The organism is Sphingopyxis sp. (assembly GCF_035250425.1).
Classification (GTDB): domain Bacteria; phylum Pseudomonadota; class Alphaproteobacteria; order Sphingomonadales; family Sphingomonadaceae; genus Sphingopyxis.
Genome location: NZ_DATFFD010000314.1, coordinates 1 through 19,706 on the forward strand (window position 1 = coordinate 1; position 19,706 = coordinate 19,706).

The 19,706-nt window shown below is 62.4% G+C and carries 24 protein-coding genes; 4 read left to right on the forward strand and 20 right to left on the reverse strand.

Features of this window, described 5'->3' with window-relative positions; genetic code table 11:
• A partial coding sequence (locus tag VJ811_RS19265) for a 3-oxoacid CoA-transferase subunit A (protein ID WP_324075406.1) occupies nt 1–458 on the reverse strand: 458 nt, incomplete at its 3' end.
• Between the two features lie 90 nt (nt 459–548).
• On the opposite strand from VJ811_RS19265, the gene VJ811_RS19270 reads away from it, so the two are divergent.
• The gene (locus VJ811_RS19270) at nt 549–1,442 is read left to right on the forward strand and encodes a LysR family transcriptional regulator (RefSeq protein ID WP_324075409.1); all 894 of its coding nucleotides are present in this window, start codon (nt 549–551) and stop codon (nt 1,440–1,442) included.
• A gap of 204 nt (nt 1,443–1,646) precedes the next feature.
• Here the strand turns inward: VJ811_RS19270 and VJ811_RS19275 are convergent, their stop codons facing one another.
• The 3 genes from VJ811_RS19275 to VJ811_RS19285 are packed head-to-tail and all read right to left on the reverse strand — an operon-like array spanning nt 1,647 to nt 3,879.
• Nucleotides 1,647–2,306: an HAD-IA family hydrolase gene (locus VJ811_RS19275; protein ID WP_324075411.1), complete on the reverse strand. Its 660-nt coding sequence runs from the start codon at nt 2,304–2,306 to the stop codon at nt 1,647–1,649.
• 16 nt (nt 2,307–2,322) lie between these two features.
• Nucleotides 2,323–2,727, reverse strand: coding sequence for a hypothetical protein (locus VJ811_RS19280; protein WP_324075413.1), 405 nt, complete (start codon nt 2,725–2,727; stop codon nt 2,323–2,325).
• Between the two features lie 48 nt (nt 2,728–2,775).
• On the reverse strand, nt 2,776–3,879 hold the full coding sequence (locus tag VJ811_RS19285; protein WP_324075416.1) for a DUF2855 family protein: 1,104 nt from the start codon (nt 3,877–3,879) through the stop codon (nt 2,776–2,778).
• A 57-nt stretch (nt 3,880–3,936) separates the two neighbouring features.
• On the opposite strand from VJ811_RS19285, the gene VJ811_RS19290 reads away from it, so the two are divergent.
• The gene (locus VJ811_RS19290) at nt 3,937–4,320 is read left to right on the forward strand and encodes a DUF488 domain-containing protein (protein WP_324075418.1); all 384 of its coding nucleotides are present in this window, start codon (nt 3,937–3,939) and stop codon (nt 4,318–4,320) included.
• A gap of 108 nt (nt 4,321–4,428) precedes the next feature.
• Here VJ811_RS19290 and VJ811_RS19295 read toward each other — a convergent pair whose 3' ends face one another.
• From VJ811_RS19295 to VJ811_RS19305, 3 genes are all read right to left on the reverse strand, one after another.
• A complete protein-coding gene (locus VJ811_RS19295; RefSeq protein WP_324075419.1) occupies nt 4,429–5,118 on the reverse strand; it encodes a VIT family protein in 690 nt (229 codons plus the stop codon).
• Between the two features lie 80 nt (nt 5,119–5,198).
• On the reverse strand, nt 5,199–6,140 hold the full coding sequence (locus tag VJ811_RS19300; protein WP_324075422.1) for an alpha/beta hydrolase: 942 nt from the start codon (nt 6,138–6,140) through the stop codon (nt 5,199–5,201).
• Between the two features lie 72 nt (nt 6,141–6,212).
• Entirely contained in the window at nt 6,213–7,133 is a 921-nt protein-coding gene (locus tag VJ811_RS19305; RefSeq protein ID WP_324075424.1) for an SMP-30/gluconolactonase/LRE family protein, read from the reverse strand.
• Between the two features lie 197 nt (nt 7,134–7,330).
• Between VJ811_RS19305 and VJ811_RS19310 the strand changes: the two genes are divergently transcribed.
• Both VJ811_RS19310 and VJ811_RS19315 read left to right on the forward strand, forming a co-directional pair.
• The gene (locus tag VJ811_RS19310) at nt 7,331–7,930 is read left to right on the forward strand and encodes a TIGR02466 family protein (RefSeq protein ID WP_324075426.1); all 600 of its coding nucleotides are present in this window, start codon (nt 7,331–7,333) and stop codon (nt 7,928–7,930) included.
• 139 nt (nt 7,931–8,069) lie between these two features.
• Nucleotides 8,070–9,503, forward strand: coding sequence for an NAD-dependent succinate-semialdehyde dehydrogenase (locus VJ811_RS19315; protein ID WP_324075428.1), 1,434 nt, complete (start codon nt 8,070–8,072; stop codon nt 9,501–9,503).
• Between the two features lie 118 nt (nt 9,504–9,621).
• On the opposite strand, the gene VJ811_RS19320 is transcribed toward VJ811_RS19315, so the two are convergent.
• From VJ811_RS19320 to VJ811_RS19380, 13 genes are all read right to left on the reverse strand, one after another.
• The gene (locus VJ811_RS19320; RefSeq protein WP_324075430.1) at nt 9,622–10,317 is read right to left on the reverse strand and encodes a hypothetical protein; all 696 of its coding nucleotides are present in this window, start codon (nt 10,315–10,317) and stop codon (nt 9,622–9,624) included.
• 484 nt (nt 10,318–10,801) lie between these two features.
• Nucleotides 10,802–11,626 (reverse strand): GIY-YIG nuclease family protein, encoded by an 825-nt coding sequence (locus VJ811_RS19440; RefSeq protein WP_414711980.1) that lies wholly within the window; start codon nt 11,624–11,626, stop codon nt 10,802–10,804.
• Between the two features lie 166 nt (nt 11,627–11,792).
• Nucleotides 11,793–11,990: a KTSC domain-containing protein gene (locus tag VJ811_RS19330; protein ID WP_324075432.1), complete on the reverse strand. Its 198-nt coding sequence runs from the start codon at nt 11,988–11,990 to the stop codon at nt 11,793–11,795.
• Between the two features lie 49 nt (nt 11,991–12,039).
• Nucleotides 12,040–12,219 (reverse strand): hypothetical protein, encoded by a 180-nt coding sequence (locus VJ811_RS19335; RefSeq protein ID WP_324075433.1) that lies wholly within the window; start codon nt 12,217–12,219, stop codon nt 12,040–12,042.
• Between the two features lie 217 nt (nt 12,220–12,436).
• The gene (locus VJ811_RS19340; RefSeq protein WP_324075435.1) at nt 12,437–13,105 is read right to left on the reverse strand and encodes a hypothetical protein; all 669 of its coding nucleotides are present in this window, start codon (nt 13,103–13,105) and stop codon (nt 12,437–12,439) included.
• The gene (locus VJ811_RS19345; RefSeq protein ID WP_324075437.1) at nt 13,062–13,427 is read right to left on the reverse strand and encodes a hypothetical protein; all 366 of its coding nucleotides are present in this window, start codon (nt 13,425–13,427) and stop codon (nt 13,062–13,064) included. Before VJ811_RS19345 ends, VJ811_RS19340 begins: the two co-directional genes overlap by 44 nt.
• Nucleotides 13,428–13,537: 110 nt before the next feature.
• Nucleotides 13,538–13,762, reverse strand: a complete 225-nt coding sequence (locus VJ811_RS19350; RefSeq protein ID WP_324075439.1) for a hypothetical protein — start codon at nt 13,760–13,762, stop codon at nt 13,538–13,540.
• A gap of 58 nt (nt 13,763–13,820) precedes the next feature.
• Nucleotides 13,821–14,021: a hypothetical protein gene (locus tag VJ811_RS19355; protein ID WP_324075441.1), complete on the reverse strand. Its 201-nt coding sequence runs from the start codon at nt 14,019–14,021 to the stop codon at nt 13,821–13,823.
• The gene (locus tag VJ811_RS19360) at nt 13,996–14,550 is read right to left on the reverse strand and encodes a hypothetical protein (protein WP_324075442.1); all 555 of its coding nucleotides are present in this window, start codon (nt 14,548–14,550) and stop codon (nt 13,996–13,998) included. The genes VJ811_RS19355 and VJ811_RS19360 overlap by 26 nt, the downstream gene beginning before the upstream one ends.
• Nucleotides 14,551–15,615 carry a ribonucleotide-diphosphate reductase subunit beta gene (locus VJ811_RS19365; RefSeq protein ID WP_324075443.1) on the reverse strand — a complete coding sequence of 355 codons (1,065 nt, stop codon included), beginning with the start codon at nt 15,613–15,615 and terminating at the stop codon, nt 14,551–14,553. It lies immediately after the preceding gene.
• The gene (locus VJ811_RS19370) at nt 15,616–15,978 is read right to left on the reverse strand and encodes a hypothetical protein (protein ID WP_324075444.1); all 363 of its coding nucleotides are present in this window, start codon (nt 15,976–15,978) and stop codon (nt 15,616–15,618) included.
• A complete protein-coding gene (locus tag VJ811_RS19375; RefSeq protein WP_324075446.1) occupies nt 15,969–17,921 on the reverse strand; it encodes a ribonucleoside-diphosphate reductase subunit alpha in 1,953 nt (650 codons plus the stop codon). The genes VJ811_RS19370 and VJ811_RS19375 overlap by 10 nt, the downstream gene beginning before the upstream one ends.
• Before the next feature lie 720 nt (nt 17,922–18,641).
• On the reverse strand, nt 18,642–19,706 hold a 1,065-nt coding region (locus VJ811_RS19380), incomplete at its 5' end, for an EAL domain-containing protein (protein WP_324075445.1).

Genomic DNA, 19,706 nt, shown 5'->3' on the forward strand with positions numbered 1-19,706 from the left:
AGGTCGGCGAAGATGCCGCGTTCGAGGATATAATCCTGCCCGTCGAAATTCTTCACTTCCTTGCCCTCGGCGACGAGCGTGCCGACGCCGGTCTTGGTGTAGAAGCCCGGAATGCCCGCACCACCGGCGCGGCAGCGTTCGGCGAGCGTGCCCTGCGGGCAGAATTCGACCTCGAGCTCGCCCGCCAGATATTGCCGCTCGAACTCCTTGTTCTCACCAACGTAGGACGAGATCATCTTCTTGACCTGCTTGGTGCGAAGCAGCTTGCCGAGCCCTTCGCCGTCGATCCCCGCATTGTTGCTCGCAATGGTGAGGTTCTTCGTGCCCGCGTCGCGGATCGCGTCGATCAGCCGTTCGGGAATGCCGCAAAGGCCGAAGCCGCCCGCGCAAATCTGCATGCCGTCGAACAGCAGGCCTTCGAGGGCGGCGGCGGCGTCGGGATATTGCTTCTTCGCCATGGGACGGCTCTCCTATATGGTGTCGCGCGCGACCTTGGCGTATTTGATCCATCAATTCTAATTGTTCGATTTTTGGGTTATACATAGACGATGTCTATCAATCGCGTCTCGCTCTATCATCTCGAAACCCTGCTCTGGATCGACCGGCTCGGCACCTTTTCGGCCGCCGCCGAGCGGCTCAATACGACCCAGCCGACGGTGTCGGCGCGGATGCGCGAACTCGAACAGCGCCTCGGCACCGCGCTGTTCCGCCGCGAAGGCCGCGCGATGTCGCTCACCGCGGCGGGGCGCAAGCTGGTGCGCGACTGCGACCCGCTGCTTCGCGACATGCAGGTCGCGCTGCTCGGCAGCGGCGGATATGGCGAGGCGAGCGGGGTCGTACGCATCGGCGCGGGCGAGATCGCGGCGGCGAGCTGCCTCCCCGCCTTCGTCGCGGCGCTCAAGGCCGATATGCCCAATGTCGGCCTCGAAATCGAAATCGACCTCACCGCGAATTTGATCCAGCAGCTTCTGACCGGCCGCACCGACATCGCTTTCGCCGCAGGGCCGATCGCGCATCCGGCGCTCAAAACCAGCCCGATCGGCGCGGTCGAACTCGTGTGGCTCGCCAGCCCCGCGGTCGCGTCGGCCTTTGCCGGCGGCGAGGCGGCGCTTCCCGTCTGGTCGCTCGCCAGCCATTCGCCGATCCACGGCCGGATGCGCGAGGCGATCGCGGCGTCGCGCATCGCGCAGAAATCGCTCAACCTCTGCAACAATGCGCGCACGATGATCGATATCGCGAAGGCGGGCGGGGGCATCGGCATCTTCCCGCAGCCGATGGTGCGCAGCGAAGTGGCGAGCGGGTCGCTCGCCCGGATCGCCGGCATGCCGGCGCTGGCCCCGGTCGAGTTTCAGGTCGCGATGCGCGTCGCCGACACCGAACCCGTGCTGACGCAAATCTTCGAACGCGCGGCGAAGCTCAATCTAGCGGAAGTGGCGGTTTGAGCCGAACGGCGGGTTTCGACCGGTTGCAGGCATAAGATCCTCCCTGTGCCGCAGGCGGTGGTGGAGGGGTGGCGACGTCGCGCCATTACCCCTCCGTCAGCGCTGCGCGCTGCCACCTCCCCATCGCGCTTCGCGACAGGGAGGATCTGAAGTCCGCTCCCCACTCCGATGCCGTCATTCACGGTCCGATCGCTAGACCGTTCCTCAGGGCAGCTCCATCCCCAGCACCGCCGACAGGTCGGCGAGCGCCTGTTCGCCGCTCGTCACCTTGATCGCGTGCATGCCGAGCTGGGCGGCCGGTTTGCAGTTGATACCAAGGTCGTCGAGATAGATGCACTCCCCAGGCTCGACGCCAAGCGCCTCGCACATCATCAGATAAATCCGCGGATCGGGCTTGCGCACCCCCGCCTTGCTCGATTCGATAACATGCGCAAAGCGCGCCATGATGTCGGCGACCTCGATCGCGGCCTCTTCGCTGCGCGTCATTCCCGCGCCGAGAACGCCCATCTTGCCGCCCGGCACATTGTTCGTGATGCACGCAATGGTGAAACCGCGATCCTTCAGCGTGTCGAGCGCCGCGACCATCGCCGGACGCACCGCGCCCGCGATGACCGCGAGCACGGCCTCGCCTTCCAGCTCATGCCCCAGCGCGCGCGCCTCGTCGGCGAACAGCGTGTCGAACGCCGCCGCATCGATCTCGGCACGCTCGAACTTCGCCCAGGCATTGCCATCGGGATCGGCGCTGTTGACGCGGCGCACGAAATCGCGCGGCAGCCCGCGTTCTTCCTCTAGCCGATTGAAGGCTTCGAACGGCGACGCCGTGATGACGCCGCCGAAGTCGAAAATTACCGTCGTGTAAGTCATGCGGGAGTGAGCAACCCTATTTCTTGGCGGGGGTGGCGACGCGCGTGCCCGACCAGCTCGCGTCGTCGATGGTGAGGTCAAGCCGGTCGGGCGAGCGCACCGTATCGAGCAGGAAGACCGACGGCCCGCTCGCGGCGAGAATCGCGTCCATCGCCTTTTCCAGCGCGATGGTGACGGTCAGGATGCGCGGATAGTCCGATTTGATCTCGACCTTGTTCGGCCCGGTGCGGGTCACGATGATCGTGACATTGTCCCGCGACGAACCGCGCGCATCGGACGCCACCGCGCCCTTGTACGTGCCCGCGACGCGATCGGCGAGGTCGGCCTTGCGTGCGGGTGCGGCTTTCGGCGGTTCGGCAAGCGCCGCTCCGGCCGGAAGCAGGAGCGCAAGCGAGGTGGCAAACATCAGGGTACGAAGCATGGCGGGTCCTTTCGTGCGGCGGGGAAAGGGACTGCCCCCACGCGATCCTCATGGAACAACGACAATCCCCTTTTTGGGGTCGGCCTGTCCCGAGAGCATCTCCCGATAGGCGGCGAGCGCCGCATCGCCGCCGCTGCGCTTATCGACCGATGTCAGCCGCGGTGCAACGTCCATGAAGGCGAGCCACGCCTCGGCGATCTTCTGCCCGAACGCCGCGCCGCCCCAGTCGGCGATGCGCTTCTGGCTGCGGCCCGGCGCGAAAAAGCCCTGTCGCTCGGGGCCGGGCAGCCCCTCGCCATCGGCCTGCGCGTCCCAATGCGACTTGCCGACGACGATTGAGGCTTGGAGCTGGTTGCCGAAATGGCTGTGCACGGTGCGCGTCACCGCGCCATTGCCTGCCATATCGACCAGCGCGGCGGGCGTTGCTGTGTTGAGCGTCATGATCTGATCGTAACTGATGATGCGGTCGTAAATGCCTTGCGCCGCGAGCGCATCGACATTGGCGGCGCTCGTCAGCCCGATCGTCTCGGGGCGGTCGGCGCGCTGTTTGAGCGCGAAGCCGAGGCCGATCGCGGTCTTGCTCGACGCGCTGGCGATCAAAATCTGCTGGACGCCATAATCGCCCTCATCCTCGAACTGGTCGGCGATCAGCCAGCCGGTGAGGAACAGCGGACGGAACACCGGCCAATAATCATGGTCGGCGGCGCGATAGCCATCCAGCGCCTCGATCCGCTGATAATTGTTATAGATGGGGGGCAGGGTGGTGCGCCGCGGCGTCACATCGGTGAAGCCGCCCGGTCCCGCCTTGCCGACGTTGAGCACCGCATCGCTCGCCATCGGATAATAGCCATAGAAGCGGTCGCCGACCGCCACGCCCTCGGCGGCGCTTTCGGTCACCGTCGCAAAACCCCAGACGGGCAGGCGGCCGGGTTCGCCGCGCTCGGCGAAGAAATCCCAATAGCCCTGGTCGTTGCCGAACAGCCCCGAAGGCTTGCCGAACACGGCGTAAGTGATGTTGTTCGCGGTCATCGCATAGCTGTCCAGATGCACGCGCACCTGTCCGGCCGCGAGCGGCGCATCGGCGTCCTCGACCAATTGGGCTTGCGTGATATCGTCGCGATCGATGTCGATCGCCCAGCTCTTTGCGCTCATGTCCGGACCCCTCCGATTGTCTTGCCCGCGATTGCGGGATGGCCGATAGTCATACAGATGGCACCGCCCCTGACAATCGCGGTCAAACGCATCCACGAACCGGCCGGTCCCGGCGACGGCACGCGCTTCCTCGTCGACCGCCTGTGGCCGCGCGGCGTGTCGAAAGAGAAAGCGGCGCTCGCCGCGTGGCTGAAACCGCTGTCGCCGAGCGATGGGCTGCGCAAGCGTTTCCACGGCGAAACCGCCGGTTCGGACGAAGCATGGGACGCATTCCGGCTCGACTATTTCGCCGAACTCGACGCGGGCGGCGAGGAGGTGAAGGCGGCACTGTTCACGCTCGATGCCGCGATGAAGGCAGGCCCGGTGACCCTGCTCTATGCCGCGAAGAACGAGGAACGAAACAACGCCGTCGCGCTCCGCGAATGGCTGGCGCGGCGCTAATCTAAAAAGCTGTCGTGTCCCCGCGAAGGCGGGGATCCATCTCCTGCCGGTTCAAGATTGCGCCGACCGGAGATGGACCCCTGCCTTCGCAGGGGCACACGATGTTTCTCACCCCACCGTCGTCCCGAGCAACGATCCGATCGCAATCGTCACCGCCATCGCCATCGCCCCCCAGAAAGTGACCCGCAAAACCGGGCGCAGCATCGGCGCATTGCCCGCCCACGCGCCGAGCGCGCCCAGGATCGCGAGAAATACCAACGACGCCGCCGACACCGTCCACGGCAGCGAATCCCCCCGATCGACCAGCACCGTCGCAAGCGGCAGCGCCGCACCGATCGCAAAACTCGCCGCCGAAGCCGCCGCCGCCTGAACCGGCCGCGCCGTCATCGCGTCGGTCATCCCCAACTCGTCGCGCAGATGCGTGTCGAGCGCATCATGCGCGGTCAGCTGCACCGCGACCCGCTCGGCGAGCGCGCGGTCGAGCCCGCGCTCCTGATAAATCTGTGTCAGCTCCTCAAGCTCGAACTCGGGGTCGGCCGCGAGATGCCGTTTCTCCAGCTCGACATCGGATTTTTCGGCGTCGCCCTGCGAACTCACCGACACATATTCGCCCGCCGCCATCGACATCGCGCCCGCGACCAGCCCCGCGGTGCCGGTGACAAGGATCGACGATTGCGCCGCGCCCGCCGCCGCGACCCCCGCGATCAGGCTCGCGGTCGACACGATCCCGTCATTGGCGCCAAGAATCGCGGCGCGCAGCCAGCCGATCCGCGTGACGGCATGGGTTTCCTCGTGCATCGTCAGACGGCCTCCCAAAATAAATGAAGAAATGAAGAAAAGCGAATTGTCGCGCGCAAAGGTCGGCGCGCTTCGCAAGCCTAGAATATGCCAATATCTTTCAGCCAATTCTCGACGAGCGATGGCCATATGGTGTCGGGAGAGCGCTTGCGTCGCAGTCCGAAAGCGTGCCCACCCTTGGCGAACAAATGTACCTCTGCGGGCACTCCAGCTTCGTCGAGCGCACGCGCATAGAGCGTGCTGTTACAAATTTCGTCAACCGGATCGTCCCATGCCTGTAGCAGGAATGTCGGCGGTGTTTCCTTTGTGACATTGATGCCGGGATCGAGCTTCGCGCCTTCGCGGCAGAGGTGGCCCGGAAAAAAGGCAAGGGCGAAGTCGGGCCGGCTGCTGATGTTGTCTACGGCGTCGACGGGTGTGTAGCTCGGGTGGAATATATTGCTCGTTTGCGCGACCAGATAGCCGCCCGCCGAAAATCCCATCACCCCGATCTTGCCGGCATCGAGGTCGAGTTCCTCCGCCCGCGCCCGGACGAGTTTGATCGTTCTTTGCGCATCCTGAAGCGCACGGGGAACCTTTGGCGTGACGTGGCAGCGGCAATCGGGATCCCACCAATGATTGCTGCCCGGCACCCGATATTTGGATAATATGCACGTCATTCCCTTCGACGTGATCCAATTGCATATTTCGGTGCCTTCGAGCGTTACCGCGATGCCTCTGAACCCGCCGCCGGGGAAGACGATTATGGCGGCACGGCTATTCCTCCCCCGGGGCGGGAAGACCGTCATGGTAGGCACCGCTACGTCATAGATGGATTGGGAAATATCGCCGCCGATCGCGTCAGGAGTTTGCTTGGTCACAACATTTTCGGCTGGCCGGGATACGCCTGCCATATCGGGCGCCTCGTTCGGCCAGATCGGTATTTGTTTCGATCCCGATGGCGCCTGCCAGATGCCGGGCTTGGTGATCGGATTTTGCCGCTGTTCCTGGGTGCGCCCGGTCCAGGCACCCGCAAGGGTCAAGAACGCGACAGCGCACACAAACGCTATCCAGTTTCGCATCATTGCCGATTTCCTTTTGGGCTTGGCTGTTCGTCAATATTGCAATTGCAGCCCCGGCCGTGCCCAGCGCGTCTTTACCAGCCGCCCGGTGCCCGACAGGGTCAGATAAGCATCCTGCCTGTCGGATCCCCCGAAAGCGATATTGGTTGTGAAGATATCGTCCGTCGCGACGAATTCGACCAGCTCGCCTGCCGGCGAAACGACGCTGATCCCGCACTCGCCGATCGTCGCGACGCAGATATTGCCGTTCGCCTCCATCGCGAGGCTGTCGAAGAATTTATAGCCCGCGGGACGATAGAGCGGGATGCCGGGACCACCCGGACCCGCACTGTCATCGACCTTGCCTGGCGCGACGATGTTGAACTGGGTCAGCCGGCAGGTGTAGGTTTCGGCGACATAGAGTTTGCCGCCATCGGGCGAGAGGCCGACGCCGTTGGGGTTATAGCTCGGGAAGATCACTTCCTCGATAAAGCTGCCGTCGGCTTTCGCATAGAATATCCCGACGATGTCGTGGCAGCGCGCGGCATAATCGACCTTGCCATGATCGGTGAACCAGAAGCCGCCATGCGCATCGAACATCAGGTCGTTGGGCCCGCGCAACGTCACGCCATGATCGCCCGATTTGTACAGTATCTCGACTTCGCCGGTGTCGATGTCGATCCGCTCGATCCGCCCGCCCGAATAATCGTCGGCGATGCCGTGCGGAGCGAGATAGCCGTTCGCCTCGACATAGTTGAAGCCGCCATTGTTGCAGCAATAGAGCTTGCCATCGGGGCCGATCGCCAGGCCGTTGGGGCCGCCGCCGGGGGTCGCGATGACCTCCTTCTTCCCGCCGGGCCAGCAGCGCGTGATGCGCTTCGCCTCGATCTCGACGACGATGACGCTGCCGTCGTCCATCACCACCGGCGCCTCGGGAAAGCGCAATCCGTCGGCGATCAATTCAAACTCGGCCATCCTGATGTCCCTCTTTGCCTGTTGTCGGAGTTCAGGGACTTTCGCTGCCGTTCCTTCCATCGTCACCCCGGACTTGATCCGGGGGTCTATTCAGGCCTCGCCGGGAGGAATGGATGCCGGATCAAGTCCGGCATGACGAAGGGAAGGGGTAGCGTCTCTCCTTGCTCTCGCAGCTTCACTGTGCTTTCCCGCCCATCATGCCCGTTCGTACGCTCTTCGCCACCAATTTCTACGAAGCCGACATCGGCTCGCCCGACCTGCTCGATGAGCTGGAGGAAAGCAGCCGCCTGTTCGCCGAGGAGGACGGCGCCGGCCGCCGCTGGAGCCGCGAGCATGGCTACAAAGGCTACACCAGCTACGCGAGCCTCGGCGACCTGCCCGAGCGCGATCCCGCTTTTCACGATCTCAAGCGCCTGCTCGACAAGGAGGTCAAGGCCTTCGCCAGGGCGTGCCACTTCGACCTCGCCAAGCCGCTCAAGCTCGACTCGATGTGGGTCAACGTCCTGAAACCCGGCGGCACGCATAGCGGCCATATCCACCCGCACAGCATCGTCTCGGGCACCTTCTACGTCGCCGTCCCGCCCGGCTCCGGCGCGCTCAAACTCGAAGACCCGCGCCTCGCGATGCTGATGGCGGCGCCGGGGCGCACCGGCGATGCGCCCGAGCATTTGCTGCCCTTCATCTATGCCGAACCCGCCGCCGGCCGCGTCTTCCTGTGGGAGAGCTGGCTGCGCCACGAAGTGATGCCGCATTCGGGCAAAGGCGAACGGATCAGCATCAGCTTTAACTATCGCTGAGACGGCCTATATCGGCGGCATCTGACCCAACCCCAATCCCGTTCGTGTCGAGCGAAGTCGAGACACCCATCGGCGTGGAGCAAGTTCGAGGGGCCTCTCGACTTCGCTCGATGCGAACGGATCAGAGAGGAAATCCCCCATGACCGCGACCTACGACGCCGACCTCCAGCTCTTCATCAACGGCGCGTGGCGGAGCGGCGAGGGGCGCGAGGGACGGCCGGTGTTCAACCCCGCGACCGCGGGCACGATCGCCGAGTTGCCCGTCGCGACCGCTGCCGACCTCGACGAGGCGCTCGCGGCCGCTGCGCGCGGCTGGCCGGTCTGGCGCGCGAAGACCCCCGACGAGCGCGCCGCGCTGATGCGCAAGGCGGCGGGCATCATCCGCGAGCGGGTCGACCATATCGCAACCCTGCTGACGCTCGAACAGGGCAAGCCGATCGCGGAGGCGCGCGGCGAGGTGCTGTCGGCCGCGTCGCTGCTCGAATATTTCGCCGAGGAAGGGAAGCGGATCGGGGGCCGCGTCGCGCCGCGTCCCGCGGGGCAGCGCGCGATGGTGCTGCGCCAGCCCGTCGGCCCGGTCGCGGCGTTCAGCCCGTGGAACTTCCCGGTCAATCTGATGGTCAAGAAGATCGCCCCCGCGCTCGCCGCGGGCTGCGTCGTGATCGCGAAGGCGCCCGAGGAAACCCCGGGCTGCACCAGCGCGATCATGCGCTGCCTTGCCGATGCGGGCATTGCCGGCGACGTCGTCCAGCTCGTCTATGGCAACCCCGACATGATCAGCCGCCACCTGCTCGGCAGCGAGGTGATCCGCAAGGTCAGCTTCACCGGCTCGACCGCGGTCGGCAAGCATCTGATGAAGCTCGCTGCCGACGGGGTGAAGCGGATCACGATGGAGCTTGGCGGTCATGCGCCGGTGCTGATCTTCGACGATTGCGACCCCGAGAGCACGCTCGACCGCGTCGTGACGCAGAAGTTCCGCAACGCCGGGCAGGTCTGCGTCTCGCCGACGCGCTTCTATGTCCAACAAGGCATTTACGACGCCTTCGTCGCGGGTTTTGCCGAGCGGACGAAGAAGGTGAAGATCGGCAGCGGGCTCGACGCCGGGACGCAGATGGGTCCGCTCGCCAACGCGCGCCGCGCACCCGCGCTCGAGGCGATGATCGCCGATGCGACCGCGAAGGGCGCGCGCGTGATCGCCGGCGGCGCACCGACCGGCGAGGGCTATTTCTTTCAGCCGACCGCGCTCGCCGACGTGCCGCTCGACGCCGATGCGATGAATAACGAACCCTTCGGCCCGATGGCACTGATCCGCCCGTTCGCAACCGAGGATGAGGCACTCGAACAGGCGAACCGGCTGCCCTACGGCCTCGCCGCCTTTGCCTTCACCGAGAATGGCCGCCGCATCAACCGCATCGCCGACGGCATCGAAAGCGGGATGGTCGGGATCAACAGCTTCGTGATCTCGGCGAACGACATGCCCTTCGGCGGGATCAAGGAATCGGGCTTCGGCAGCGAGAGCGGACCCGAGGGGCTCGACGGCTATCTGGTCACCAAGGCGGTGCATATTTACTGACGATCGTCGCCCCGCGAAGGCGGGTTCCGCCGGCGATGCGGCACAAGGCCGGTTGCGATGCCTTGAGGGCCGCCAGGCCGTTCTGGCGGTCAAAGTTCAGTGAAGTTCAGCCTCATGATTATCGCGCATCGGCATCGCCGGGGCGTGCCGGGACCGCTTCGACCGGGTCGTCGCGATGCCAGTGCGGCAGCGCCCCGTCGCAGATATCGGCAACCTGCAGCGCCACCGCGAGCTCGCCCGGAGCCATCAGCGCGGCGGGCGCGGCCGGCGGTTCGGGGTGCAGATGGACCAGCGCCTCGGCCACCGGGGTGGCGGCGGGGGCGGGGCCGGTGCGGCGGGCGGCGGCGCCCCGGAAACTGTCGGGGCCATAGGCGCGCAGCAGGAACATCAACAACCGGTCGCTCTGGCGAAAGCGGCGGCCGACGCGGCGGCCGTCGCGGTCGAACACCGGCTCGTCGGTGCCGACCAGCGCGCGTTCGAAGGCGGCGTCGAGCAATTTCTTCGACGCCGCATCGATCGCGGCCGACCAGGCGCGGTCGAACGCCTCCGCCCCCGGCGTGCGGCGCAGGCGATAGGCGGAGGATTCGGACATGCCGACGCAGTGCGCGGCGGTGGCGACCGAGCCGCTGTCGGCCAGCGCCTCGATAAAGGCGCGCTGCTTGTCGGGCGACCAGCCGTCCTTGCGGCGCTTTTTCAGCACCGGCACCCAGTCGTATGCGGCGGGGTCGTGGCCGTGCGCGTCGAGCGCGGGGGTGGATTCGGGGACGGTGGCGGGGGCCGCGTCGGGCGAGGGGATGGGGGCGATGTGGCTCATCTGCGAGTTTGGAGCATAGGCGAATAATGTAGGACAGCGGTTTTTGGGGTGGGGTGCGCGAAATAGGATTTGGGAGGGAGTGCGGGGCGGTGTGGAGATTGGGTTTCACGCGAAGGCGCGAAGATCTGTCGCGCGTCGTCATCCGGACGAGGCAAGTGACTTATTCGACTTGAGCCGGCATCCATGCGGAGTCTCCGCAATTTGGGGGTTTGGTAAGCCGTCACTATAGTTCTCGTTAAGTCTTAAAATAATCTTGTCCTCTTTGACTCGATTTTGACATGCGTCTCTGCCTATCTTTGTGACTGAATAATCAGGATTTTTCTTGAATCGTTGCCAATCTGGCAGTTTTAAGATTCATTTTGGAGTTAAATTTACGCGAACACGGATGCGATTTGAGGCATGATTCCCGTGTCTTGGGAGCAGGGGGACGCGAATGGGACGGGAAGGAATAGATCCGGGCAGCGGGTATGATCTGCCGTATCGGTTAAGTCTCATTGAACAGCAGATCCAGTCGCTGTTCAAAAACGGACCGGTCATATCGACGCCGGAATCGACCTATCGACATGTTGGCGGCGGGTGGCGCGGCAAGCCGGTGCCGATTTCCTTTCCCGACGGAAAGGCGCGCGGCATTCGTGAAATGATCTGGAGACGGCGGCGGCGGGAAAGTCATTTTCCCGCCGATCTTTTTGCCGATCCCGCTTGGGATATGCTGCTGGATCTTTACGCGTCGCATTACGAGCGAAAGACGGTCTCGGTTTCGAGCCTGTGCATCGCCGCGGCGGTCCCCGCGACGACTGCGCTGCGATGGATCAAGACGATGGCCGATGAGGGCTTTTTCGACCGCGCCGAAGATCCGGACGACGGGCGCCGAATCCACATCGCGCTTTCGGACGACGGGCGCCAGCGGATGGACAATTATTTCAGCGAGCTGACGCAGGACGGCGAATAGGCGCGCGCATTCGGGAGTGGCTGGCCTGCCGGCCTGCTGAACAGTCTTACGGCCGTGGCCGGGTTCGGCGCAGCTTTCGGTCTGCGCATGATGATCGCGGAAAGCGGGTTCGATCAACTCGATCTTCCACTTCCGCTGCCAGTTCTTGATCTGCTTCTCGCGCGTGATCGCGGCGTGCATCGTCCCGGCGAGTTCGAACCAGACGAGCGTTTTGACGCCATAGCGTTTGGTGAAGCCGTCGAAACTGCCGCCCCGATGCTGGCAGATGCGCTGGATCAGGTGCGAGGTGACGCCGGTGTAGAGCGTGCCGTGGCGCGCGCTGGCCATGATATAGGCGCAGGGCTGGAAGTCGGCGTGCATGCCGTGGAGGCTAGAGCGGCGATGGACCCCGGATCAAGTCCGGGGTGACGAAGAGGGGGGCGAACCGGATGCTTCTCTTCGGATCGTCATCCGAGCCATCCACCCGTTCGTCATGCCGGACTTGATCCGGCATCCATGCGCGCTGCCTTCGAATTCCGACTGTTGATTATCGGTAGCCGTATTGATCGCGGATGTTGTCGTTAAAATATTCGCCCTTGGATCCGGCTGCCAACAGGCTGTTGTAGACGTACTGCGGCACACCATAATAATCGTAGGTACGGCCGCTGGTGAAGGTGATTGCCAGCGTAAGGCTGGCCGGGTTGTATTCCGCCGCGCGGATTGCCGAGGAAGAAAAATAGGGCATTGGGGTGCTCCCACAAAAAGAGGGCGGGCATTGCTGCCCGCCCTGCAATTTACGCGTACTGGATGAGCACCCAGACGACGGCTTTGCCGGCGTACGGGGGCATACGGTTGCCCTTGGCGATCGGGGCGGTCGTGGAGGGCGTGCCCTCGACCTTCCAGACGCCGCTTTCGGGGCAGGTTTCGCCAGTGCTGGCACGTGTGCCAATCGGTCGTTTTGCCAAAGAGGCCATAGGTATTAACTTTCAGCAGCGGGTTGAATCTGCGAAAGTTCGATTCTAAGACCATCATGCTTCGGTTGAGGTCTTGTCCTCTACCAAGTTTGGGTCAGACTTGCTGCTAGGTCTGCCCCTCACAAGAGGGCGGGGTCGCGCTAACGGCCCCGCCCTTTTTCGCATTTCCTAATTTACCGTCTGATAACCATAAGTCAACACTTGATCATTGATCAATTTATGCCGCTTCCGCCATCTGCCACTTGGCATCGTCCTCTTGCGTAGAAGTGGCAGGGTTTTTCTTCAAATCTTTGATGCGGAAAGAGAATTCTAAAATATCATTAGGATCAAATGCCGCTTCAATATCCATTTTCAGAACCTTTGATTCCAAATCAGCTATGCAATCTCTATATGTGGTTAATGTGCTTTGTATATTTTCGATATTGCCTACCTGAACGTCTCTTTCTTTTAGATCATCAAGTATTTCACTTACAAAATCCGCTAAGATGTGAGTTCTCTTTAGAACTATAACTCTAAGGAGTTTTTCAGCTGCTCCAGAAAGAAGTCTATCACCTCCCTCACAGCGAGAAAGATGCTCGGGCGTGATATCTAAAAGACTAGATAGTTCGACGGCTTTTAGACCGATTGCCTTGCGTACAAACTTAAGCTCCAACCCGTTTAGTTTACGCGGATCTAGGCAGCGAGAAAGGGCGACCTCTTTCCTTAGCCCGCTGAGATTCGGAATCTGTGTCCGAAGAACTTTTCCCGTATCAGCGTCAATGTACTGCCTAACAGCGTTGTGCAGGATGACCTTAAAGGGGGCACCTAAGTGTGCCGCTTCATAGCGCTCGACGATTTGGTAGCTATCGATCGTTGGCGCTTTTACTGTCGTCAACCTCTTGCTCATGTTCGGACTCTGCATCTCCGGTTGCTCCCGGCGCGAGAGAGATGGACTCTACCACGAAAGTCCCGCTGTCTGATTCGATCCAAACGGCAAGATTCAAGGCAATGCCCTCTGTAGTGGTCCCCATCACCACTTCAGGATTATCGCTCGCGCCTACTACGTTGTTCCAATATGCCTTGCTACTGAGAAGCGCACTATCGAGGTCATTTAGGTCAAGACCCAATGCGGTCATCGACTCTTCGACATCACTCGAAAAGTCTATCAAGACTGCACCAAATGCTTCTCGAAAAACTTGGGTTACGAGTTTTCGAGCCGGTTTTGCCATATGCCCCTCTTCGTATGCACGGCAGTTGCCTATTAGTCGATTCTTGCTCAATGAGCAACTAAATTATTCTGCCGCCATCTCACGTCATTCGCTATGATGCAGGATCCACTTCAAACCGAAAACCCCCCAGCATTCCGCCGGTTCGAGCTCGCCGCCAACACCTTCTTGCCCTGCGGGGTCAGCGCCCATTTGGCGCCCTGCTTGACCACCAGACCCAGCGTGACGAGTTCGTCGCGGATCGGGTCGGTGGGGAGTTGAGGGCGGCGGTTCGACAGGCCTTCGAGCGTTGTGCGCTGCGGCTGGCTGAGGATGAGAAGTTTCTGTTTTTCGGTCATGCTGTTTTTCGTGATCCTGTTGGTTTGTCGCGGTGCGTTCTTGTGCGCCGTTCGGATTTTACCATTTTCCGCCCATGGCTTTGATGGCTTCCAGAAGCGCTTTTTTGCTTTCGGTCCGGTTGTTGCCCGCATTGCGCGGGAGCCCGGGATTGCCAAGCGCCGCGCGGCGGGCGGCGAGTTCTGCCGAAAAGCGGGCGAAGTCGATGCGTGGCCCGGTCCAGTCGGCCGCCAGTTCAGGTTTTGAGCGCTGCGATGCCATAATCTCCGACCGTTTCCTGCCTGATCCGGCGTTCTAGATAGTCGAGATCGACATTCGGGTGAAGCGCAAACAAAATTCGCGCCTGATCGAGACGGTCTTGTGCCGATCCCGACGCATATTGGCCCATGCGATCGGCGATCAGGTCTTCCACCGAAATGATCGCGAAGCTCGATCCGTCACCGGTATCCTCGACGAGCAATATATGGTCCCGGTCAATATTCCCGTCCATCGGAATCGAGGCCACGATTTCAAAACCGAGTTTGAGGGCGGGGTGTATCCAGCCGCGTGCCAGTTGGCCAACGCCGGATGGGCGGACAAACCCGGCGCGTTGCAGCTCATCGTCCAGCGCATCCTGCCACGGGGAGCAGATATCGAAATCGCCTGTGGTAAGCGCGCTTCCCGAATAATATTCGACCGCCGCGCCGCCGACCAGCACGGGCCGAGATAAGTTCCGCCCCGCCATCGCCTCGCTTACCTGCGCGAAGAGGCGAAGGGCCGCTTCGAACTCGGGGCGATAGGGGGAGGTCATTTACTCGGCGGCGATGCCCGCCTGTTTGAACATGTCGTCGCCGTCGGTTTCGGCGGCGGGCGCCGGGGCGCTATCGTCGTTCGCCTTGGCTTTCTTGCGGTTGTCGAAGCTCGACCAGACGGTGTTCCACTCGCCGCGGGTCGCGCCCTTGCTGTATTCGGTCGCGCGCGTTTCGAAGAAGTTGGCGTGCTCGACGCCGTTGAGCAGCGGGGCGAGCCAGGGGAGGGGGTGTTCGTCGATCATGTAGATCGGCTGGAACCCAAGCTGCCCCAGGCGCCAGTCGGCGATGTAGCGGATGTAGCGCTTGATTTCCTTGGGCGTCATGCCGGGGACGGGGCCCTGTTCGAACGCGAGGTCGATGAACGCATCCTCGAGCCGCACCGTTTTCTGGCAGGTGTCGATGATGTCTTCCTTCACCGCCTTGGTCAGGCAGTCGCGTTCCTTGGTGAAGGTGTGGAACAGCTTGATGATGCCTTCGCAGTGGAGGCTTTCGTCGCGGATCGACCAGCTGACGATCTGGCCCATGCCCTTCATCTTGTTGAAGCGCGGGAAGTTCATCAGCATCGCGAAGCTAGCGAAAAGCTGCAAGCCTTCGGTAAAGCCGCCGAACATCGCGAGGGTGCGCGCGATATCCTCGTCATTGTCGACGCCGAACTGCTGCATATAGTCGTGCTTGGCGCGCATCTCGTCATATTCGAGGAACATGCCGTACTCGCTTTCGGGCATGCCGATCGTGTCGAGCAGGTGCGAGTAAGCCGCGATATGCACGGTTTCCATGTTGCTGAACGCGGTCAGCATCATCTTGATTTCGGTCGGCTTGAACACGCGGCCGTACTTGTCGTGGTAGCAATCCTGCACCTCGATATCGGCCTGGGTGAAGAAGCGGAAAATCTGCGTGAGCAAGTTGCGTTCATGGTCGCTGATCTTTTGCGCCCAGTCGCGGCAATCCTCGCCCAGCGGCACTTCCTCGGGAACCCAGTGGATCTGCTGCTGGCGCTTCCAGAAATCGAACGCCCAGGGGTATTCGAAGGGCTTGTAGGTGTTGCGGGCTTCTAGAAGGGGCATCTACTTACTCCACTGCGTCGTTCGAGCGCGCTTGCGCTGGAAATGATGGATCCAGGACCAGGCCACCGCGACAATAACGATCGTCGGCATCGACCATAGCCAGGCAAACAAGCCAATTTCTACGGCATCCCCGGAAAGCAGGTCGGGGCTGCAATTATATCGCTTAACGAACCCGGTGAGCCCGCGACCCTCATGGTCGCAATTGCCGGGCCATACCGCCATTACCATCAGCGTGGCGCCGATAGCGATATAGGCCAGCGTGGAGCCCATCAGAGTCCAAAACTTTCCGGCGCCAAGCGCTCCATGGCTTTCCCGCAATTGCGTGATGCCAAGAGCGTCGGCGAGAAAGCTCTTTACTGACAAGCCAGACACTCGTCGTAATCGGTGGTCTGCAGCTCGTACACCGGCGCTGCGGCGGTGTTGTCGGCCTCGACCCCGCCCGCGAAGCCAGCGCGCTGCACCGATTTGCTGCGGAGGTAATAGAGCGATTTGATGCCGAGTTCCCACGCGCGATAGTGGAGCATGAGCAGATCCCACTTCTCGACGTCGGCCGGGATGAACAGGTTCAGCGACGCGGCCTGATCGATGTAGGGCGTGCGGTCGGCGGCGAGTTCGAGCAGCCAGCGCTGGTCGATCTCGAAGCTGGTCTTGTAGCAGTCCTTCTCGTCCTGCGTCAGGAAGTCGAGGTGCTGGACGCTGCCGCCCTTTTCGAGGATCGAGTTCCACACCGCGTCGCTGTTCTTCGCCTTGTCGACGAGCAAAGCCTCGAGGTGCGGGTTGCGGATCGAGAAGCTGCCCGAGAGCGTCTTGTGCGTGTAGATGTTCGCCGGGATCGGCTCGATGCACGCGCTGGTGCCGCCGCAGATGATCGAAATCGACGCGGTCGGCGCGATCGCCATCTTGCAGCTGAAGCGCTCCATCACGCCCTGATCGGCGGCATCGGGGCAGGGGCCGCGTTCCTTGGCGAGCAGCATCGACGCCTGATCGACCTGCGCGCGGATATGCTTGAAGACGCGCAGGTTCGACGATTTTGCCATCGCGCCCTCGAACGGCAGGCCGCGCGCCTGGAGGAAGCTGTGGAAGCCCATGACGCCGAGGCCGACCGAGCGTTCGCGGCTGGCGCTATATTTGGCGCGCGCCATTTCGGGCGGGGCGCGGTCGATATAGTCCTGGAGGACGTTGTCGAGCATGCGCATCACATCCTCGATGAACTGCTTGTCGCCGTTCCACTCGTCCCAGGTTTCGAGGTTGAGGCTCGAGAGGCAGCAGACCGCGGTGCGATCATTGCCGAGATGGTCGCGGCCGGTGGGGAGGGTGATTTCGCTGCAGAGGTTCGAGGTGGTGACCTTGAGGCCCAGATCGCGGTGATGCTTGGGCATCATGCGGTTCACCTGGTCGATGAAGATGATGTAGGGCTCGCCGGTCGCGAGGCGCGTTTCGACGAGCTTCTGGAACAGCGAGCGCGCGTCGACGGTGCCGCGGACGCTGTTGTCCTTGGGGCTGCGCAGGTTGAATTCACTGCCGTCGCGGACGGCCTCCATGAACTCGTCGGTGATGAGGACGCCGTGGTGGAGATTGAGCGCCTTGCGGTTGAAGTCGCCCGAGGGTTTGCGGACCTCGAGAAACTCCTCGATCTCGGGGTGCGAGACGTCGAGGTAGCAGGCGGCCGAGCCGCGGCGGAGGCTGCCCTGCGAGATCGCGAGGGTGAGCGAGTCCATCACGCGGACGAAGGGGATGATGCCGCTGGTCTTGCCGTTCAAACCGACGGGTTCGCCGATGCCGCGCACCGCGCCCCAATAAGTGCCGATGCCGCCGCCGCGGCTGGCGAGCCAGACATTCTCGTTCCATGTGCCGACGATGCCCTCGAGGCTGTCGTCGACCGAGTTCAGATAGCAGCTGATCGGCAGACCGCGGCCGGTGCCGCCGTTCGAGAGCACCGGGGTCGCGGGCATGAACCACAGTTTCGAGATATAGTCATAGAGGCGCTGTGCGTGATCCTGGTCGTCGGCATAGGCCGACGCGACGCGCGCGAAGAGATCCTGGTATGATTCGCCGGGGAGGAGATAGCGATCCTCGAGCGTTTCCTTGCCGAAGTCGGTGAGCAGCGCATCGCGGCTGCGATCGGTCACGACCTCGAAGCGGCGCGCGTGGACCTTGGCCTCGCTGCTGTCGTTGAGCTTGGCTGCGGGCGCCGAATCGGGAGCCGATTCACCCTTCGATTCGGATGCCGCCGGTGCGTCGTTCTTTGCCAGTTCCATCGTCGCCACGTCGCTCGTCTCCACCCGTTCTGTCTCGCGAAAATCCATCTTGTTCGCCCCCGTTTGAACGCGCACATGGTGCGCTTTGTTCCTGTCTTGTTCGACTCAGGGCGAAGCCCCGATCCTAGCATCTAAACTTGTCCCCGTGGGCACTTTTTTTGGGCGCAAGGAGGGTTTTCCCGTGTCCATATGGGATGGACGACGGAAATCCGCCAGTTGCAGCCGAATACTATTTCTTGGGGTGCCCCCGTGTTTTACACACCACCTATAGTGCCACGTCGGCGCTGCGATGCAAGACGCTAAATGACAAATTGGGGACTCAATTCGTCGATAATTTGATTCGTCTCGTCGCGGCTGATGCACGAGTAGGAGGCGTCGCGCCAGCCTTTCTGCGGGTTAGCGCTGCGATCGGGTCAAGCGGGTCGAAACGCAGAATTTTTCGGGTGCGAGGACCGGGCAAATCGTGACACCGGTAACGCGCGCGTCGCACCATTAGGGCTGCGATAGGGGGAGTTCTGTCGGGGCTATCATGTCCGCGCCGGACAAAAAGAAAGAGCCCCGGCGATGCCGGAGCCCCTTCTGAAACTTGTTTCCTGTTTAGGCTTGGCCGCCAGCACTGTCCGTGCCGCCGCCGCCCAGGAATCGCCAAAACCAACCCATGACTTATCTCCTGTTCGCACTGCCCACGAGGAACAGTTAACGGAGTGTATACCTTAATTAGTAAGGTAAATCGAGTCTTAACTATAAGCATTGCTGCCAGTTTGGCAGTTATGCGGTGCGGTTCTGGGGAGTGGTCGAGAGGGTTGCGGTCAGCTCGGAAAACAGTTGAGGTTTTCCAAGATGATAACCTTGGCCAACGTCGCAGCCGAGGTCCTCGAGAAGCGCCATGGTTTCCGCGTCTTCGATGCCTTCGGCGACCGCGACGGCACCGAGACGGTGCGCGAGATCGATCGTCGATTTGACGACTTCGAGGTTCCGCTGCGAATCGCGCATCGTCATAACGAATCGCTTGTCGATCTTGATTTCGTCGGCCTCGATCTCGGTCAGATATTCGAGGTTTGACTGACCGGTGCCATAATCGTCGATCGACAGACGGATTCCGCTGCGGCGGAGCTGGGCGAGCGTCTGGCGCGCCTGCCGGCTGTTTTCGATCTGCGCGGTTTCGGTGATCTCGATCGTCAGCCTCTCCGGTGGCAGATGGTGCGCGGTGAGCATGACGCGGATCGTGCCGACGAGGTCGCTGTGGTCGAGCAGGCTGGCCGACAGGTTGACCGACATGTTGATGTGGACCCCACGGTCATTGATCTGGGCGGCCGACCGGATCGCCTGATCCATCACGAACAGGGTGAGGCGGTAGATGTCCTGGCTTTTTTCGGCCTGGACGATGAATTCGTCGGGCGGGATCGGTCCGCGCGTCGGGTGGGTCCAGCGCGCAAGCGCCTCGACCCCGACGAGCTTGTTCGTCGCAATTGCATATTGGGGCTGGAAGGCGACCCAGATGTCGCCGCCGGTCAGCGCATCCTCGAGCTGCGAATGGAAGGAGAGCTGCCAGCCGGCGTCTTCCTTTTGCCGCGACGTATATTTGGTCCATAGCGAGCGCGTGCGGATCGCGCGCTCGGCCGCGACGAGCGCCGCGGCCAGTCGCTGCGCGTTCGACCCTTCGAACTCGTCGTTGACCCCGAAGGCGATCGCCACGTCGACGCGCAGCTCGCCGATCGTCAGCGGCGCGTTGAACAGCGCGGCAAGCCCCGCGAGCTGCCCTTCGATCTGGCTGTGCTGATAATAGGGGACGAGCCAGGCGAAGGTGCCGTCGAGATCGTGGTGCAGCGTCGT

Excerpts from the sequence above, each read along its gene's own strand:
- VJ811_RS19440 (WP_414711980.1), bottom strand. The coding sequence starts at position 11,626 with ATGCACGCCGACTTCCAGCCCTGCGCCTATATCATGGCCAGCGCGCGC.
- VJ811_RS19315 (WP_324075428.1), top strand. The coding sequence starts at position 8,070 with ATGACCGCGACCTACGACGCCGACCTCCAGCTCTTCATCAACGGCGCG.
- VJ811_RS19360 (WP_324075442.1), bottom strand. The coding sequence starts at position 14,550 with ATGACCTCCCCCTATCGCCCCGAGTTCGAAGCGGCCCTTCGCCTCTTC.
- VJ811_RS19355 (WP_324075441.1), bottom strand. The coding sequence starts at position 14,021 with ATGGCATCGCAGCGCTCAAAACCTGAACTGGCGGCCGACTGGACCGGG.
- VJ811_RS19305 (WP_324075424.1), bottom strand. The coding sequence starts at position 7,133 with ATGGCCGAGTTTGAATTGATCGCCGACGGATTGCGCTTTCCCGAGGCG.
- VJ811_RS19320 (WP_324075430.1), bottom strand. The coding sequence starts at position 10,317 with ATGAGCCACATCGCCCCCATCCCCTCGCCCGACGCGGCCCCCGCCACC.
- VJ811_RS19275 (WP_324075411.1), bottom strand. The coding sequence starts at position 2,306 with ATGACTTACACGACGGTAATTTTCGACTTCGGCGGCGTCATCACGGCG.
- VJ811_RS19350 (WP_324075439.1), bottom strand. The coding sequence starts at position 13,762 with ATGACCGAAAAACAGAAACTTCTCATCCTCAGCCAGCCGCAGCGCACA.
- VJ811_RS19340 (WP_324075435.1), bottom strand. The coding sequence starts at position 13,105 with ATGAGCAAGAGGTTGACGACAGTAAAAGCGCCAACGATCGATAGCTAC.
- VJ811_RS19280 (WP_324075413.1), bottom strand. The coding sequence starts at position 2,727 with ATGCTTCGTACCCTGATGTTTGCCACCTCGCTTGCGCTCCTGCTTCCG.
- VJ811_RS19310 (WP_324075426.1), top strand. The coding sequence starts at position 7,331 with ATGCCCGTTCGTACGCTCTTCGCCACCAATTTCTACGAAGCCGACATC.
- VJ811_RS19270 (WP_324075409.1), top strand. The coding sequence starts at position 549 with ATGTCTATCAATCGCGTCTCGCTCTATCATCTCGAAACCCTGCTCTGG.
- VJ811_RS19335 (WP_324075433.1), bottom strand. The coding sequence starts at position 12,219 with ATGGCCTCTTTGGCAAAACGACCGATTGGCACACGTGCCAGCACTGGC.
- VJ811_RS19295 (WP_324075419.1), bottom strand. The coding sequence starts at position 5,118 with ATGCACGAGGAAACCCATGCCGTCACGCGGATCGGCTGGCTGCGCGCC.
- VJ811_RS19375 (WP_324075446.1), bottom strand. The coding sequence starts at position 17,921 with ATGGATTTTCGCGAGACAGAACGGGTGGAGACGAGCGACGTGGCGACG.
- VJ811_RS19345 (WP_324075437.1), bottom strand. The coding sequence starts at position 13,427 with ATGGCAAAACCGGCTCGAAAACTCGTAACCCAAGTTTTTCGAGAAGCA.
- VJ811_RS19285 (WP_324075416.1), bottom strand. The coding sequence starts at position 3,879 with ATGAGCGCAAAGAGCTGGGCGATCGACATCGATCGCGACGATATCACG.
- VJ811_RS19290 (WP_324075418.1), top strand. The coding sequence starts at position 3,937 with ATGGCACCGCCCCTGACAATCGCGGTCAAACGCATCCACGAACCGGCC.
- VJ811_RS19365 (WP_324075443.1), bottom strand. The coding sequence starts at position 15,615 with ATGCCCCTTCTAGAAGCCCGCAACACCTACAAGCCCTTCGAATACCCC.
- VJ811_RS19330 (WP_324075432.1), bottom strand. The coding sequence starts at position 11,990 with ATGCCCTATTTTTCTTCCTCGGCAATCCGCGCGGCGGAATACAACCCG.